Annotated in this window: 16 protein-coding genes and 1 tRNA gene; 8 read left to right on the top strand and 9 right to left on the bottom strand. The window is 71.4% G+C overall.

The window, feature by feature from the left end; translation table 11 throughout:
- Nucleotides 1-62 precede the first annotated feature (62 nt).
- The gene (locus ACIPYW_RS14990; protein WP_400414897.1) at nt 63-650 is read left to right on the top strand and encodes a CDP-alcohol phosphatidyltransferase family protein; all 588 of its coding nucleotides are present in this window, start codon (nt 63-65) and stop codon (nt 648-650) included.
- A 143-nt stretch (nt 651-793) separates the two neighbouring features.
- Here the strand turns inward: ACIPYW_RS14990 and mscL are convergent, their stop codons facing one another.
- The 3 genes from mscL to ACIPYW_RS14975 are packed head-to-tail and all read right to left on the bottom strand — an operon-like array spanning nt 794 to nt 2256.
- Nucleotides 794-1294: a large conductance mechanosensitive channel protein MscL gene (gene mscL / locus ACIPYW_RS14985; RefSeq protein WP_400414894.1), complete on the bottom strand. Its 501-nt coding sequence runs from the start codon at nt 1292-1294 to the stop codon at nt 794-796.
- 55 nt (nt 1295-1349) lie between these two features.
- Nucleotides 1350-1670 (bottom strand): FmdB family zinc ribbon protein, encoded by a 321-nt coding sequence (locus tag ACIPYW_RS14980; RefSeq protein ID WP_400414892.1) that lies wholly within the window; start codon nt 1668-1670, stop codon nt 1350-1352.
- A gap of 1 nt (nt 1671) precedes the next feature.
- Entirely contained in the window at nt 1672-2256 is a 585-nt protein-coding gene (locus ACIPYW_RS14975) for a 5-formyltetrahydrofolate cyclo-ligase (RefSeq protein WP_290133777.1), read from the bottom strand.
- 114 nt (nt 2257-2370) lie between these two features.
- Here ACIPYW_RS14975 and galU point away from each other — a divergent pair, with 114 nt between their 5' ends.
- The 5 genes from galU (at nt 2371) to ACIPYW_RS14950 (ending at nt 7351) form a co-directional block, all read left to right on the top strand.
- Entirely contained in the window at nt 2371-3261 is an 891-nt protein-coding gene (gene galU, locus ACIPYW_RS14970) for a UTP--glucose-1-phosphate uridylyltransferase GalU (protein WP_290133778.1), read from the top strand.
- Between the two features lie 71 nt (nt 3262-3332).
- Nucleotides 3333-3992 carry a GNAT family N-acetyltransferase gene (locus ACIPYW_RS14965; RefSeq protein ID WP_290133779.1) on the top strand — a complete coding sequence of 220 codons (660 nt, stop codon included), beginning with the start codon at nt 3333-3335 and terminating at the stop codon, nt 3990-3992.
- 109 nt (nt 3993-4101) lie between these two features.
- A complete protein-coding gene (locus ACIPYW_RS14960; RefSeq protein ID WP_400414889.1) occupies nt 4102-5208 on the top strand; it encodes a hypothetical protein in 1107 nt (368 codons plus the stop codon).
- A gap of 78 nt (nt 5209-5286) precedes the next feature.
- Nucleotides 5287-5362: transfer RNA gene (locus ACIPYW_RS14955), tRNA-Ala, on the top strand.
- A 126-nt stretch (nt 5363-5488) separates the two neighbouring features.
- Entirely contained in the window at nt 5489-7351 is a 1863-nt protein-coding gene (locus ACIPYW_RS14950; protein ID WP_400414887.1) for a hypothetical protein, read from the top strand.
- A gap of 7 nt (nt 7352-7358) precedes the next feature.
- On the opposite strand, the gene ACIPYW_RS14945 is transcribed toward ACIPYW_RS14950, so the two are convergent.
- On the bottom strand, nt 7359-8858 hold the full coding sequence (locus ACIPYW_RS14945) for a hypothetical protein (RefSeq protein ID WP_400414885.1): 1500 nt from the start codon (nt 8856-8858) through the stop codon (nt 7359-7361).
- Nucleotides 8859-9124: 266 nt separating this feature from the next.
- The gene (locus ACIPYW_RS14940; RefSeq protein ID WP_400414882.1) at nt 9125-9508 is read right to left on the bottom strand and encodes a hypothetical protein; all 384 of its coding nucleotides are present in this window, start codon (nt 9506-9508) and stop codon (nt 9125-9127) included.
- A 109-nt stretch (nt 9509-9617) separates the two neighbouring features.
- On the opposite strand from ACIPYW_RS14940, the gene ACIPYW_RS14935 reads away from it, so the two are divergent.
- Complete coding sequence (locus ACIPYW_RS14935) at nt 9618-10664, top strand: amidase domain-containing protein (protein WP_400414880.1); 1047 nt, start codon at nt 9618-9620, stop codon at nt 10662-10664.
- Between the two features lie 172 nt (nt 10665-10836).
- On the opposite strand, the gene ACIPYW_RS14930 is transcribed toward ACIPYW_RS14935, so the two are convergent.
- The 3 genes from ACIPYW_RS14930 to ACIPYW_RS14920 form a co-directional block, all read right to left on the bottom strand.
- Nucleotides 10837-12042, bottom strand: a complete 1206-nt coding sequence (locus ACIPYW_RS14930; RefSeq protein WP_400414878.1) for a hypothetical protein — start codon at nt 12040-12042, stop codon at nt 10837-10839.
- Between the two features lie 91 nt (nt 12043-12133).
- Nucleotides 12134-13990, bottom strand: coding sequence for a glycoside hydrolase family 2 protein (locus ACIPYW_RS14925; RefSeq protein WP_400414877.1), 1857 nt, complete (start codon nt 13988-13990; stop codon nt 12134-12136).
- A 70-nt stretch (nt 13991-14060) separates the two neighbouring features.
- On the bottom strand, nt 14061-14516 hold the full coding sequence (locus ACIPYW_RS14920; RefSeq protein ID WP_400414875.1) for a MaoC/PaaZ C-terminal domain-containing protein: 456 nt from the start codon (nt 14514-14516) through the stop codon (nt 14061-14063).
- Between the two features lie 97 nt (nt 14517-14613).
- On the opposite strand from ACIPYW_RS14920, the gene ACIPYW_RS14915 reads away from it, so the two are divergent.
- Nucleotides 14614-15861, top strand: a complete 1248-nt coding sequence (locus ACIPYW_RS14915; RefSeq protein ID WP_400414873.1) for a phosphotransferase — start codon at nt 14614-14616, stop codon at nt 15859-15861.
- 97 nt (nt 15862-15958) lie between these two features.
- On the opposite strand, the gene ACIPYW_RS14910 is transcribed toward ACIPYW_RS14915, so the two are convergent.
- Nucleotides 15959-16312, bottom strand: coding sequence for a DUF1844 domain-containing protein (locus tag ACIPYW_RS14910; RefSeq protein ID WP_058726113.1), 354 nt, complete (start codon nt 16310-16312; stop codon nt 15959-15961).
- Between the last annotated feature and the right edge of the window lie 23 nt (nt 16313-16335).

The following is a 16335-nucleotide window of genomic DNA, read 5'->3' as shown; positions in this document are numbered from 1 at the left end:
ACGACGACCAGCTCCGACGCGACGTCCCGCCTCACTGGTGAGGCCGGGTAGCCTTGCAGGCGATGACTGAGACCGCGCGACAGCGCCCCGACTGGCAGACGTGGCCGAACCTCATCACGCTGTTCCGGCTCCTGCTGATCCCGGTGTTCGTGTTGCTGGTCGTCGCCCGACACCCCGGATGGGCGCTCGTGTCGCTCGTGGTGATCGGCGTGAGCGACTGGGCAGACGGCTTCATCGCGCGGCGCTTCGACCAGGGCTCCAAGCTCGGGAAGGCGATCGACCCCGTCGCCGACCGTCTCGCGATCATCGCCATCGTGCTGTCGCTCGTGCTGGTCGGGCTGCTGCCGCTGTTCGTCGTGATCGTCGTCGTCGCGGCCGACCTGGTGCTCGCCGTGCTGTCGAGTGTGCTGTTCCACGGCAACCCGGACCTCGACGTCACCTGGACGGGCAAGATCCGCTCGGCGCTGCTGTTCGTCGGCCTTCCCGTGCTGCTGTTCTCGGCGGTGCACACCGTCGACGAGAACGCGCCGTGGGTCCGGATCGTCGCCCTCGTGTTCGTGTACCTCGGTACCGCCGGGCACGTGCTCGCCGGTGCGCAGTACGCCGTGGCGATGGTCCGCAAGCGCCGCGCGGTGGCTGCCGCGGCCTGAGCGCGCGGGGGCCGGCGGCGACTGCGGCTTCCGGCGTCCGGCGTCCCGGCGCAGTTCGCCTGCGCACAACCAAAGTCCGTCCGAACCACGCGTACGGGTGGTTCGGACGGACTTTGGTTGTGCGGTGCAGCGCCGGGCCGGCGTCAGAGCTTCGTCGAGCCGCCGATGCCCGGGCCCTCGGGCGCGTCCGACGGTGCCACGTGCGCTCCCCCGCCGGCCGGCAGTGCGCCGCCGTTCTGGGAACGGAGCAGGTCGCGGATCTCGAGCAGCACCTCGACGTCCGTCGGCGGGACATCCTGCGGCGTCTGCTCCTCGTTCTTCTTGACGCGCTCGAACGCGACCTTCTTGAGGTGGTTCACCGGGACGACGAGCGCGAAGTAGACGACCGCGGCGACGATGACGAAGTTGATCACCGCACCGATGATTGCGCCGAAGAGGATCTTCGCGCTCCCGCCGCTCACGGTCGGGATCGCGACGATGAGCGCCTTGTCCAGACTCGACGCGTTGAAGACGGCGCCGATGAGCGGGTTGATCAGGTTCGTGACGATGGCCGTCACGATGGCGGTGAACGCCGCACCGATGACGACTGCGACGGCCAGGTCGATGACGTTGCCGCGGAGCAGGAACTCCTTGAAGCCCTTCACGCGGGCCTCCTTCCGGTCGAGGAGCCCCCACCGTACCGAGACGCCCGCCCGCAGGTCAGGAGGCGCTGGGCGCGGCCGGCTTCCCCGACTCGGTCTTCTTCGGCGTGCTCGACGACGAGCCGCTGTCCGACGACGAACTCGACGACGCAGAGGACGAGCTGCCGTCCGACGACGAACCCGACGAGCCGCCGGCCGGCTTCGCCCGCGAGTCCGTCCGGTAGAAGCCACCGCCGTTGAACGTCACGCCGACCGGCGAGAACACCTTGCGGAGCGCACCACCGCAGACTGGGCACTCGGTGAGGGCGGCGTCCGTGAAGGACTGCTTGACGTCGAAGGCATTGTCGCACTCGGTGCACCGGTACGAGTAGGTGGGCACGCTAGCTCCGGAAGGTGATGATGCGCGACGGCGTGATGATGCCGTCGACGGGTTCGTCGTGGGCCTCGCGCGGGACCTCGTCGAGGTACTCCGCGTCGAAGATCACAGCATAGACGGGCGGGCGGTTCGCCATGGACCCGAGGGTCTTGTCGTAGTAGCCGCGGCCCCAGCCCATGCGGATCCCGTCGTGTCCGACCGCGGCGGCCGGGGTGAGGATCGCGTCGACGTCGCCGAGCGCGAGCGGGGAGAGGACCTCGCCGACGACCTCCGGCATCCCGAACAGCCCCTCGTGCTCCGACTCGCCGTCGCCGACCGCCCAGTCGAGGAGTCCGTCCTCGCGGGTGATCGGCAGCAGGACGCGGATGCCCCGCGCGTGCGCCCAGTCGAGGAACGGCCGGACGTCGGGCTCGTCGGGTGCGGAGAGGTACAGCGCGAGCGACTCGACCTGGCGCTCCTCGACGAACCGCTGCAGGGTCTCGGTCAGGGCTGCCGCGTCGGCGTCGCGTTCGGTGGTGGTCCTGGTGCGTCGCCGCTGCCGGAGCTCCGCCCGCAACGCACGCTTCTCGACACCTCGGTCGGGGATCATGCCCGGGAGTCTACCGAGACCGCTCTTGCGGCTTCCCGCCGCGGCCCGCGCGAAGCCGTGTCCTCCACAGCGACGACATGTGCCCTCCAGGACTGGTCCGGTACGTTCACAGGCATGGGCTTCCAGATTTCGAAAGCCGTGATCCCCGCCGCCGGCCTGGGCACGCGCTTCCTCCCCGCCACCAAGGCGATGCCGAAGGAGATGCTCCCGGTCGTCGACAAGCCGGCCATCCAGTACGTGGTGGAGGAGGCCGTCGACGCCGGGCTCACCGACGTCCTGATGATCACGGGCCGCAACAAGAACGCGCTCGAGAACCACTTCGACCACGTCGCCGAGCTCGAGGAGACCCTGAAGAAGAAGGGCGACCACGAGAAGCTGCAGAAGGTGAACCAGTCCACGGACCTCGCCGACATGCACTACGTCCGCCAGGGCGACCCGCTCGGCCTCGGTCACGCGGTGCTCCGCGCGAAGATGCACGTCGGCCGGGAGCCCTTCGCGGTCCTGCTCGGCGACGACATCATCGACGCCCGCGACCCGCTGCTCAAGCGCATGATCGAGGTCCAGGGCCAGAAGAACGCCACGATCGTCGCCCTCCTCGAGGTCCCCGAGTCGCAGACGCACATGTACGGCATCGCGACGGTCGAGGAGACCGACGTCGACGACGTCGTGAAGATCACCGGCCTGGTCGAGAAGCCCGCGCAGGGCGAAGCCCCGTCGAACCTCGCCATCATCGGCCGCTACGTCATCCGCCCCGAGGTCTTCGACGTCCTCGAGAAGCAGGAGCCCGGCAAGGGTGGCGAGATCCAGCTCACCGACGCCCTCATGAAGATGGCCGGCGCCGAGGAATGGACGGGTGGCGTGTACGGCGTCGTGTTCCGTGGACGTCGGTACGACACCGGTGACAAACTCGACTACATCAAGGCGATCGTGCAGCTCGCCTCGGACCGCGAAGACCTCGGGCCGGACCTCAAGTCCTGGCTCAAGGAGTTCAACGCGGGCGAATAGCCGACCCGTCGTCGAACGGGTCCGGGGGAGTTCCCCCGGACCCGTTCGGCGCATCCGGAGGAACCACAGCGATGACGACGATCCCGACCCTGTCCCACGGGCGGGTCACCATCCGGCCGCTCCGGCTCCGGGACAGCCGTGACCTCGACGTCGCCCTCGCCTCGAACCGCGGTTGGCTGCGGACGTGGGAGGCCACCAACCCGTCCGGCCACGTCTCCACCGACGTCCGCGGCAGCATCCGCGCGCTGCAGGCCAATGCGCGTGCGGGCCTCGGGCTGCCGTTCGCGATGGAGCTCGACGGCCGGTTCGTCGGCCAGCTCAACGTGTCGGGCATCACCTACGGGTCGCTCGCGAGCGCCTCGATCGGCTACTGGGTCGTCGAGGACGCCGCCGGGCACAACGTCACCCCGATCTCGGTCGCCCTCGCCGTGGACCACTGCTTCCGGTCGGTCGGCGTGCACCGCATCGAGATCTGCATCCGTCCGGAGAACGCGCCGAGCCTCCGCGTCGTCGAGAAGCTCGGCTTCCGGTACGAGGGGCTCCGCCGTCGCTACATCCACATCAACGGCGACTGGCGCGACCACTTCTGCTTCGCCCTCGTCGCCGAGGAGGTCCGCGAGGGCGTCCTCGAGCGCTGGGTCCAGGGACGGGTACCGCCGGGTGCCGGCAGCGTGCCCCTGTCGGCCCGCGACGAGGCGGCGTTGCCGATCCACACGACGCCCCGCCTCTGACGCGGCCTGCCTGGAGGCACGGCTCGGCACCGACGGAATCCGTCGCGACACGCGCAACACGCGTCCGGCAATCACGCTCCGCGTGCGACCCCGCCCCTACCGTTGGCGCATGGCAGGTATCGGCTCCTGGGGCGGCGGCATCGTGCTGCTCCTGGCGGCCGTCCTCTGGATCGTCTACCTCGTGCCCTCGTGGGCGGCGCGGCGCCAGTACCTCGCGACCGAGCGCAACGCGATCCGACTCCAGCAGACGCTCCGCATCCTCGCGCAGACCGCCGAGCTCCCCGACGAGGTCCGCGTCGAGATGAACGCGAAGTCCCTCGCCGAGGCGCAGCGCGTCGCCCGGTCGGAGGAGGCGAAGCGCACCGCCATCGTCCGGGCGCACGAGGCCGCCCGTCAGCGGGAGATCACCCGCCGTCTCGCAGAACAGGCGCCCGTGCTCGAACGCGCCTCGAACGTGCCGGCCCTGACGGCGATGCGGATGCGTCGCTCCCGGCTCGGCGCGACGCTCCTCGGCACGATCGGACTCGTCGTCGCCGTCGTGGTCCTCGTCGCGGCACCCGCACTCTGGCTGATCGCCGTCGCCGGGCTCGTGGCCGCCGGTGGGTCCGTCGCGGTCCTCGCGCAGCTGCACCAGGTCGCCCAGGCGCGGAAGGCGCGTGCCGCAGCCGCCGCGACGGACGCGACCCGTGCCTCCCGGCCGACCACCGCGTGGACGGACCCGGCGCCGCCGCTGCCGACGGAGGCGCCCGCCGAACCCGCGCGCGACCGCAGCTGGACCCCGAACCACGTGCCGAAGCCGCTGTACGTGGAGCGTCCCGTCGCGCCGAAGGCCTCGCCGGAGTCGTCCGCCGAACTCGCTGCGCGGCTCAAGGAGCGCGTCGCCGAGGCGAAGGCCGAGGCCGATGCCGAGGCCGCGGCGATCCGGGCCGGTGCCACCGATCCGTCGCTCGCGACGGTCTCGCGCCTGCGGCCCGACGTCGAGGAGGCGGCCGCGTCGTTGTCCTCGCACGACCAGGGCCGGCTCGCCGAGCGACTCGGCCTCCGTGCTCCCGCGTCCGCGTCCGCGTCTGCGGCGTCGGCGTCGACCGAGCCCGTCGTCGAGACGCCCGTCGAGCCCGCGCCGCCGAGCCGGTGGGCCGGCATGGGCGTCATCGACGAGGACGTCTACCAGCAGGCCGACCTCGACGCCATCATGCGTCGACGCCGCGCGGTCTGATCCCTGCCACGGCACGCCCGGACACGGTCGGTCGATTTCGGTTCACACGGACCGTGGTGCTAGGGTTGACGAGTCCTTGGGGCTATGGCGCAGTTGGTAGCGCGTCTCGTTCGCAATGAGAAGGTCAGGGGTTCGAATCCCCTTAGCTCCACCAGGTACACGAAGGGCCGCCCAATCGGGTGGCCCTTCGTCGTTGCCTGAGGTTCTCCACGGCAGTGCTGTGTCGGCAGCCCCGGTCGCCCTAGACTCGCGAGGCGCACTGCAGCGTCGAGGGGGGAACATGCACATCAGGAACGTCGTCGTCGCGATCGGGGCGGTCGCGTCCGTCGTGGCCGGACTGGTCGTCGTCGGCCCGGCGCCCAGTGCATCGGCAGCGCCCCCGTCGAGCGGTCGCTTCACCGCCGTCGCTCCGGTTCGGGCCTGGTCCGGCTCGGTCGGGACGACCACGGTGCAGGTGCCGCTCGCCGGCCGGAACGGCATCCCGGCATCGGCGACCGCCGTGGCGCTCACGGCGACGGTCGCGAAGCCGACTGCGTCGGGGACGCTGGCCGTGTCGTCGCAGACCGTGCAGTACGTCACGGCGGGACGCTCGGTGTCGGTCGGGACGAACGCCGTGCTGTCGTCGGGCAGGGTCGGGGTGCGGCTCTCCGCTGGAAAGGGCACCGTGTCGCTCGACCTCGCCGGCTGGTACGGCTCCGGCGGTGCGTCCTCGTACACGCCCGTGGCGCCGAGGTCGGTCCTGCGCGCCACGGTGACCACGACGCCCCGGAAGGTCTCGGTGACCGGGGGTGGCGTGCCGGCGAACGCGACCGCCGTGGTGCTCCAGGCCGACGTCTCCCGTCCTGCGGGCTCGGGGTCCGCCCGGTTCACTCCGGCCGGGAAGGACGTGTCCGTCGCCGCCATCTCGTTCACCGCCGGCGCGACCATCGCGAACACCACGACCGTCACGCTCGCCGGCGGCGCGTTCCAGACCCGCGTCAGCGCGGGGAAGGCGGTCGTCAACGCGGACGTCGTCGGGTACTGGGCCCCGGGCGCCGCGGGGTCGTCGTACGTCCCGACCCCTGGCGTGCGCGCCGCCACGGCCGCCCTCACCACGACGAACCGCGCGGTCCGTCTGACCGGGACGGCTGGCGTCCCACGGAACGCCACGGCGGTCGTCGCGAACGCCAAGGTGAACGGCGCGTCGACGTCCAGCTCCGTGCAGGTGAGCGGGTCGCTCGGTGCGTCGACCCTCCCGACGCAGGTGTCCGCGACCGGGCGGACGCTCGCGAACGCCGTCGTGCTGCCCGTGAGTGCGTCGGGCACGGTGAACGCCAGGGTCCTCGCCGGGAAGGCGACGCTGTCCCTCGACGTCTCCGGCTACTTCACGAACGGGGTCGGCGGCTCCGGCACCGGCGTCGACGTCTCCTGGCCCCAGGGTCCCGCGTGCACGGCGGTCCCGACCGATCAGTCCTTCGGCGTCGTCGGCGTGAACGGCTCGCTCGCGAACACCACGAACCCGTGTCTCGCCCAGCAGCTCGCGTGGGCGAAGGGCTCCGCCGGTGGGACCGCGCAGCCGAAGGCGCAGGTGTACTCGCTGTTCACGAACCCGGGTGCGGCGAAGGCGTCCGTGTGGCCGTCGTCGAACACGCTGCCGGGCGGCCCGACGGTCTCCGTCCCGACGCAGTACACGAACGGGGAGTGCACGGCGCAGAGCGGTGCGCAGTCGACGTGGAAGACGACCACCGCGTGCTCCTACGTCTACGGCTACACCCGTGCGTACGAGGCGGCGAACACCCGCGGGGTGACTGACCCCGGCCAGTACCGCTGGTGGCTCGACGTCGAGACCGGCCTGTCGTACGTCTCCGACACCGCGCAGAACCGCGCCGCGCTCGAGGGCATGATCGCCGCGCTCCGGGCGTCGGGGGTCACGAGCATCGGGCTCTACTCGACGACCTCGCAGTTCGCCACGATCATGGGTACGGTGCAGACGACGAGCCCGATCCGCCCGCTGCCGAGCTGGATCGCCCTCGGGACGGCGCGCCTCGACCAGGCGCAGGCCGCCTGCACCGGCAAGCCCCTCACCGCGGGCAAGATCGCGATGACGCAGTACGTGACCGCCTACGGTTCCGGGAAGATCGACCGCGACTGGTCCTGCAGCTGAACTGAGCTCACTCCAGCAAAGCGTGGATCGGTCGCCCTCCTTCGCGCCCGAGGAGCGCGATCTCGTTTCGCGCTCGAGCGGCGAGAACGAGGGGACGGACCCCCTCTGCCGCAATGGCGTTCACGATCCGATCGACGCCCGCGGCGACGAGTGGTGGCGCAGTTCTTGAAGCAACCGCCAGCGTCACCGAGTCGAAGCGGGCGGCGTGCATGATGAAGTTCCGTTGGTAGTAGAGCCGACGGAACGTCGTGCGGTAGTAGCGACGAACTCGCCCCAGAACCCCAGCTGGGTCGCGAAGGATCTCGGCGTAACGGGCAGCGGCCGCGCGGTCGGCGTCTTCTGTGAAGGTCGGACCCCCGAGTCCGAGGGACTCCGCCATCCGTTCGGCCCGTCGCGTACTGCTTCGCTCGGATCTCAGTTCGCGCGCCAGAGAATCACCTCCGTTCTTAGCCCACTTCCTCGCAAGATCGTTCACTTCCGCTCGCGGGAAGCTGCACGTGATGATGTCTGCGAGTGCGTCCGCGACGTCCACGCCACGCCCACCTGGACGCCCGAGGAGACCTTCTGCAGCAGCCCACACGGAAGCGATCGACGGGCCGTACGCGTTCGTGGAGTGGCTTGCGAGCAGCCCGAGCGCGTCGTCCACCTGGTCACCAATCGTGGCGTCGGCATCGAACAGACGATGGCGCTGGATCGAGGGGATCCTGATGCGCCGCTGCTCGGCACGGTGAGTTCTGACTCGTCCACCGCCCACGTCGAGGACGACCGGGCCGAATTCGAGCTTGTTCGTCTCCCCGAAGCCGATTCGAACGCGAGCAAGAACGCGTTCCTTCCATGCGCTCAGCTGCGCCATCGCTGAGTGCGGATCACGAGCTACGACGGTCCAACTCACGGCGCCGGCTCCGGCCCGCGGACGAGTGGCGCGCGTGTCCCCGACATCGTCGAATGCGTTCAAGAAGGTGTCGGAGTCACGCCATCGATCTCCGAAGGATTCGACGACGTCCGCATCCGCCCGGTGCACTTCGACGAGGAAGTCGAAGACCCGTGCGTCCTCGAGCAGCATTGTTCGTGCCGCTTGGATGACGTCGAGCAATGTTGCTTCGTCGTCCAGATTAGTCAGCCAGCCATGGATGTGACTCCGATGGAGACCCTCATCAATCAGATGAGCGACGATCAGTCGGGCTGCGAGCTCGACCTCGTCTTCATCCACAGCAGCTGCGGCAAGGTGCTCGCACCATCGGTCCAGGTATCCGCGTCGGATGCTTGCAAGGTGGTCGCGGATCTGATCGAGGTCGCGACTGCCGGCGGGTGTGGAGCGCGCCTTGGCATTCTTCGTCGGCTCGAGTGACGCGATGAGTTGGTCGAGGTCTCCACGCCGCTCGGGAGAACCGGCGCCAGCGTCCCGCCGGAGTTGCTCCCGAGCGCTCTGGATCACGTCGCGCATCGCTTCGTCGGAGGTGATCGTGCCGGCCCACGTTGCCTCAGTAGCCTCGAGTACTTCCTGCACGAGAACGACTGAACCGGCTTGCCACAGCGCTCGGTGCCACGGAGTGCGGCCGTCCGCGAGCTCCTTCATCCGCGCGATTACCAAGCTCTGCGTCTCGAGTTGACTTCCCAAGTTTCCCCGCTATCGTTACGACCAGGAGCTTCGGCTCCGACCTTCTGACAGACGGGAGTCGCCCTCGGGCCGCTCCCGTCTTTACTTTCTCGCTCGATCTTGGCCGATCGGCATCGAGTCTCGCGACCCGAGCCCATGTTGCACGCGACGCCGCGTCAGCCGGGGACACTCGCCGTGAGGACGCCCGCCTGCGCGAACACGGTGTGGATCGCGTTCGCGGCCTGCTCGAACGCCCGGTTGCCACGCGCCAGGCCGATCGCGCCGCCCTTCACCATCGAGCGTCCCGATCCCCGGAGCAGTCGGACGACGGTGCGACCGTCCGGGGTCACCATGACCTGCACGTCGAGGCGGGTGTGGAACGTGCGGTCGTTCGCCCAGGCCCCGATCAGGAGCGTGAGTCCTAGGCTGCCGCGGGTCGCGCGGAGTCCGCCCTGATCGGCGTCGTCGACGGTGTAGCCCTCGCGCACCAGGGCGTCGCGGGTCCGAGCGCGAGCGGTCCCCGGGTCGGCTGCGACGAAGAAGTCGTGGCTCTCGGGCATGTGGAGGGATCCTCTCGTTCGGCTGCTGCGGATCGATCATGCCGGTTCCTCCCCGGTTGCGCGAGGCAACGGACCGTCCGTCGGGGGCGTCGCCTACCCTGGGGAGGTCATGACTGCCTCGTACACGCGCCGCATCCTGTTCTCGCTCGCCGGTGTCGCCGGTGTCGGTCTCGCGGTCGCCGCGTGCTCCTCCGACGGCGGGGGGAAGGCCTCGGCGACGAAGCAGCCGGGCACGGCGGGATCCGGATCGACGGGGAGCTCGTCCGCCGCGGAGCCGGCCGCCTCGAAGCTCGAGCCCACGCAGGTCCCGCTCGCGGGCGGGGTGACCGTCACCGTCCACGGGACCGGGCTCGACGTCGTCAAGGGCGTGACGGTGGGCGGCATCGCTGCTCGCGACGTCCGCGCCACCGCGGGGAAGGTCACCTTCACGGCCCCGCACCAGGCGATGTACACCGCCGGCGACGCCGACGTCGCGCTCTTCACCGACACCGTCGAGCCGTCGCCCTCGGCGAACCAGTCCTCCGACGGCAACGGCAGCAGCGCGAACGACGGCCAGTCCGGTGCGACGCAGGACTCCGCGACCGCCACGCCGACGCCGACCGCGGCCCCGACGCCGGACGCCGCCGATGCCGTCGCGACGACCTCGCTCGCGTACGCAGCACTCACCGCGACGGACCGACAGCTCGCCTACGCGATGCGGTACTGGAAGGACTACAACCTCGCCGAGTACGGGACGATGAACCCGATCGGCGGGGACTGCGCGAACTACGTCAGCCAGACCCTGATCGCCCGCGGGTGGGAGCAGCGCGACGACTGGTACAACCGCGACGCCGGCGCCGCGCACTCGCCCACGTGGACGTACTGCCCGGCGATGGACCCGTGGCTCAGCGAGCACGCGGCCGAGTTCGGCCTGACGAAGCGGTCGATCGACGAGCGGGACAAGGTGAAGGTCGGCGACATCGTGTTCTTCGACTGGAACGACAACGCCTCGCCCGACCACACCACGATCGTGTCCGAGGTCTTCACCGAGCCGGACGGCACCGTGCGGATCAAGTCCGCGAGCCACAACCAGGACGGGCCCTACCGTGACCTCGACGAGATGATCACGGTGCAGCACCCCGGCGGCAAGGCCTGGTTCCACACGTTCGACGCGTAGCCGCGGGCCCGGCGGCGCAGGCGCGGTGGCGCAGGCGCGGCGGCGCGTTCTGCGTTCGCACAACCGGAGTCGGCTCGCACCGCGGAGGCCCGTGGTTCGGCGTGGCCTTGGTTATGCGAAAGGAGCCGGCACCGGCACCGGCACCGGCACCGGCTCTACGCGCCGCCCGCGCCTAGGGGTACCCGAGGAACCACAGCAGCACGACCGCCACGGGCTGCAGGCACATCCCGACCACGAGCCACGCCACCGCCCGCCGCCGCGTGCCGACGAACACGTCCGACCCGAGCAGCGGCGCCGTCGGCATCAGCAGCCGGGGCAGTGACTGCTGCGGCAGGAACACCGCGACGAGGTAGAGCACGTACGCGGCCGTGAACGACCACACGTCGGTGCCCACGGCCCGGACGTCCCGCCGGCACCAGAACCACACGGCAGCGGCCAGCACGACGAGCACGAGGACGATGCCCGCCGGCCCGAGCCACGTGCCCGCCATCGTGAACCACGGTGTGAGCGGCGCGAAGTGCTGCCGCCCGACGAACCCGACCCACCACGACAGCTCGGTGTCGAGGTACGCGTCCGGTCGGCCGGTCACGGCGGAGGCGATCACCGGCCACGCGAGCCCTGCGGCCGCGATGAGCAGCCCCGACACGACCACCACCACGCGGTCCCGCCACCGGAACCGCGCCCGGTCCTGCACCCACCGCACGACGAGGTGCACCGCGAGCGCCACGGCGAGGGCGAGCACGCCCGGCTTCGTGAACGCGGCGACGACCCCGAGGGGCGCGATCCACCAGTACCGTCGGCGCACGAGCGCGAGCAGCGCGGCGAACAACAGCAGGAGGAACAGGCCCTCCGCGTAGGCCACCTGGAGCAGGAACCCGGTCGGACCGAAGGCGAAGAGGGCGGTGGCCCACCGCGCGGCCCGGTCGCCGCGGACCGCCCGGACCAAGCGGTACAGCGCCACGCAGGCACCGGCGCCCGCCAGGGTCGCGACGAGGACCCCGGCGACCCAGAACGACCCGCCGACGACGGGCGCCACCGTGCGAGCGAGCCACGGGAACACCGGCAGGAACGCCCACGCGTTCGGCAGCACGTGCCCGGCGTCGTCCACCGGGATCGCCGTCGGGTACCCGCGCTCGGCGATGATCCGGTAGAAGGACGCGTCCCACGACCCGGAGAACGTGAAGAACGACGGGTCGCGTCGGTACGACGCGAACGGCCACCCGGCCGCGGTCGCGACCCAGTAGAGCGAGCCGAGCAGCAGCGTGCTGAACGCCCGTGAGGCCAGCCACAGGAGCAGGGGAGCGGACCACCCGCTGTGGCGCGCCTCCAGGACGGAACCCAGCCGGGAGGCGCGGGTCGTCTCCGCCACGTCGGTCACCGCACGATCCTCGCACGCTGCGCAGCAGCGGTCGCTGCCGTCGCCGTCCGGCAGACGCGGTCGCGCCAGCCGGACGGCGACGGACCGTCGGTCACCGACCGGTGACGGCTCGGCGGATCTGTTCGATCGGGACCTTCGGCGTGCGGTCGGCGTTGAGCAGCCCGTTCGTCTCCTGCATCGTGTCGGTGAGCTGGGTGTAGCAGGAGCCGGCGAGGAACGTGCTCGCGCGGATCGCGTCGTACAGGCCGGTGATGCGCGCGATCCAGTCGTCCCCGTCGGACGCTGAGGTGTACCCCCAGCCGTCCTCGCGCTGGACGCCGGGCTGGTAGTTCACGCCACCGAACTCGGTGAGCATCACGGGCTGCCCCTCGTCGACCGCGCCACCGACGAGGATCTGCCGGTCGGCCGGTCCCATCCCTCGAAGGAGCGCCGTGCGGGCCGCGTCATCGGCGTAGGTCCGGGCCAGCACGGCGCCGTCGCCCTCGTAGTCGTGGACCGAGAGGATGTCCGACGCGGGGTGCTCCCAGCCGTCGTTCGAGATCACCGGGCGGGTGGGGTCGAGGGCCCGGGCGACGTCCGCGAGTGCACGCGCGTACGCCTGCTGGGCCGGGTCGTCCGCGATGTGCTGCACGCCCCAGCTCTCGTTCGCGGGGACCCAGGTCACGATCGACGGGTGCGAGGCGTCGCGCTCGACGGCGTCCATCCACTCCCGTACCAACCGCTGCACCGCCGTGGGGGAGAACGCGTAGGCGCCGGGCATCTCGCCCCAGACGAGCAGTCCGAGCTTGTCGGCCCACCAGAGGAAGCGCGGGTCCTCGACCTTCTGGTGGTTCCGCGCGGCGTTGAAGCCCAGCTCCTTGATGAGCTCGACCTCGCGCCGGAGGGCCTCGCGGGACGGGGCGGCGAGGTGCGAGTCCGGCCAGTAGCCCTGGTTCAGGACGCTGCGGACGTCGTACGAGTGCCCGTTGAGCAGGAACGCGCCCTGGCCGATGGAGGTGGTGCGGACACCGAAGTAGCTCGCGACCGCGTCGGTCGTCGTGCCGCCCGCGTCGAGCAGGGTGACGGTCGCGTCGACGAGCCGCGGCGTCTCGGGCGTCCAGACGAGCTCGTCCTCGGCCTGGCCGTTCGTCTGCCGGGGGAGCGGCACGACGACGTCGAACTCGGTGTCGATCGCGCTCGACCGGGCGACGTCGCCCAGCGCGGACTCGACGGTCGCGAGGTGCTCGTCGGCCCACCACGCCTCGACGCGGAGGCGCTCGCCGCCGGGACGGGTGCCGGCGAGCCGGACGGAGAGCCGGACCGTGGCGTGGTCGACGTTCGTCCAGCGCAGCGCCGCGATCGACACGGTCGGCACCGCCTCGAGCCACACGGTCTGCCAGATGCCGGTGGTCCGGCGGTACCAGATCGCGTGCGGCTCCTCGTGCCAGTCCTGCTTGCCCCGGGGTTGCGTCAGGTCGAGCGGGTCGTCCTCGGCACGGACGACGAGGGTGTGCACGGCGTCGGGGTCGGCCGTCAGCACGTCGGTGACGTCGAACGCGAAGGGCGTGTGACCGCCCTCGTGCTCGCCGACGAACTGCCCGTCGACCCAGACGCGCGCACGGTGGTCGACGGCTCCGAAGTGCAGGACCAGCCGGGGCTGCGCGGACGAGTACCCGGCGGCGACGAGGTCGGCTGCGGTGAGCTGCCGGGAGTACCAGACCACGGGGTGGAAGCCCGGTTCGTCGATCCCGGACGCGACCGACTCCGGCGGGAACGGCACGGTGATGTCCCGCGCGTCCGGGAAGCCCGAGCGCCAGGCGGCGTCGTCCCCGTCGTTGCGGAACGACCACGTGCCGTCGAGGTCTGCCCAGGCGGGGCGGAGGAGCTGCGGCCGCGGGTACGTCCCGTCCTGTTCGGTCGCGACGGGGAGGGCGGTGGGGGCGGCGTCGTTGCCGGCGAGCGTGCTCATGCGTCCATGCTGGACCCGTTCGTACATCGTTGTAAAGAGGTGTGGCAACGAGCGGGTCCGGTGTCGTTCGTCACGCGATCGCGGCGTCCCGTGTCAGCACCATGACGTCCATCCGGCCCTGCTGGACGACCTCGCCGTGCTGGTTGCGGAGCGACACCGCGCGCTCGACGATGCCCGTCGTCCCCGAACTCGTCCGCCGCGTCGAGAGGATCTCCACCGTGCACGTCACGGTGTCGCCGATGAACACCGGAGCGGTGAACCGCCACTGGTCGATGCCGAGCAGCGCCACGGCCGAACCCTCGAAGACCCCCGTCCGCGCGATGAGGCCGAGGCAGAGCGACGTCCCGAGCAGTCCGTGCACGACGCGCTGGCCGTAGCGGGTGCGGGCCGCGAACTCGACGTCGGTGTGCACCTGGTTGTTGTCGTTCGTCCACGAGGCGAACGACACGACGTCGGCCTCCGTGATCGTCCGCCCCGGGGTGGTGAAGGTCTGACCGGCGGCGAGGTCCTCGAGGTAGTGCGGCACCCAGCCATCCTCGCACCGCGAGCACCGCGAGCACCGCGAGCACCGCGAGCACCGGCGTCCCCCACCTCCCCAGCGCCGGGCGCGTAGCCTCCGCGGCATGAGCGACGCTCCGTCCGACCACGACCTCGCCCCGTGGATCGCCGCACAGCGCTGGTACGCCGCCAAGGGAGGCGCTGGCCCGACGCTCCGCACGCTGTCGACCGACGACGACACCCGGCTGGTCCTCGACGACGCCGCGACCGGTGCCGTCCTCTACCAGGCGCCCGTCGTGGTCCGCGACGGCGGCCTGACCGACGCCACGGCCGACCTCGAGTGGGTCAGGGGGCTCGCCGCCCGGATCGACGCGGACCCCGGGTCGCTCCGCCCGATCGGCACCGTGACCGCCGCGCGCGTGCTGTCCGGCGAGCAGTCGAACACCTCCGTGATCTGCGACACCGAGGCCGGCGAGCAGGTCATCGTCAAGGTGTTCCGCGTCCTGCACCACGGCGACAACCCCGACGTCACCACGCAGCTCGCGCTCTCCGCGGCCGGCAGCACCCGGGTGCCGGCGGTCTACGGTGCGCTCCGCGGCAGCTGGCCCGACACCGGGCGACCGGACGGCACCGCCACCGGCCACCTCGCCGTCGCGCAGGAGTTCCTCCCGGGTACCCGCGACGCCTGGCGTGTGGCGCTCGACGACGCCCGCGCAGGTGTCGCCTTCGCCGACGACGCGACACGGCTCGGCGCGGCGCTCGCCGAGGTGCACCGCACGCTCGCGGAGGTCCTGCCGACCACACCCGCGACGGACGACCGCCGCCGTGACGCCCTCGCCACGATGCACGCCCGCCTCGCCGCGGCCGAACGCGAGGCGCCGGCGGTCGCCGAGCACGCCGACGCCGTGCGTGCCGTGTACGCACGGGCCGCCGAGGCGTCGTGGCCGGACCTGCAGCGCATCCACGGTGACCTGCACCTCGGCCAGGTGCTCGCGGCGCCGGGAGAGCGGGGGTGGGTGTTCCTCGACTTCGAGGGGGAACCGCTCCGCCCGCTCGCCGAGCGCTCGGTGCCCGACGTCCCGCTGCGCGACGTCGCGGGCATGCTGCGGTCGTTCGACTACGTGGCGGGAGCGCTCGCCCGTGACGTCGACCCGGTGGACACGGGCGACTGGGCGCACGAGGCCCGCAGCGCGTTCCTCACCGGCTACGAGCAGGGGACCGGCGGCGACCTCCGCGCACACCGCGAGGTCCTCGACGCCTTCGAGCTCGACAAGGCCGTCTACGAGGTCGTCTACGAGAGCCGCAACCGGCCGGACTGGGTCGGCATCCCCTTGGCGGCCGTCGCGCGGCTGGCCGCGCGCAGCGCTGGCTGACGGGTCCGCGCGCGCAGCGCTCGCCGACGCACCCACCTGACGGCCTGGAGGCCCGTGGCGACGCCGCCACGGGCCTCCAGGCCGTCATCCGGTCACGTCAGTTGACAGGGCCGGTGTACTTCTCGCCGGGGCCCTTGCCCGGGGCGTCCGGGATCGAGGAGGCCTCGCGGAACGCGAGCTGCACCGAGCGGAGCCCGTCGCGCAGCGGACGGGCGTGGTGGTCGCCGATCTCCGTCGCGGCGGCGGTGACCAGGCCGGCGAGGGCGGTGATGAGCTTCCGCGCCTCGTCGAGGTCGGTCTGCTCCTGCGGGTCGTCGGCCAGCCCGACCTTCACGGCCGCGGCGCTGAGCAGGTGCACCGCGACGGTGTTGATGAGCTCGACCGCCGGCACCTCCGCGATGTCACGCGCCTCGTCGGCTCCGGTGGGCTCGTTCGGCGGGGTGTCGGTCACGGTGCTCCTCTGCTAGACTCTGT

Origin of the sequence: Curtobacterium sp. NPDC089689 (assembly GCF_044749145.1) — a bacterium.
Taxonomy (GTDB): domain Bacteria; phylum Actinomycetota; class Actinomycetes; order Actinomycetales; family Microbacteriaceae; genus Curtobacterium.
This window is presented reverse-complemented; position numbering and strand designations above follow the sequence as displayed.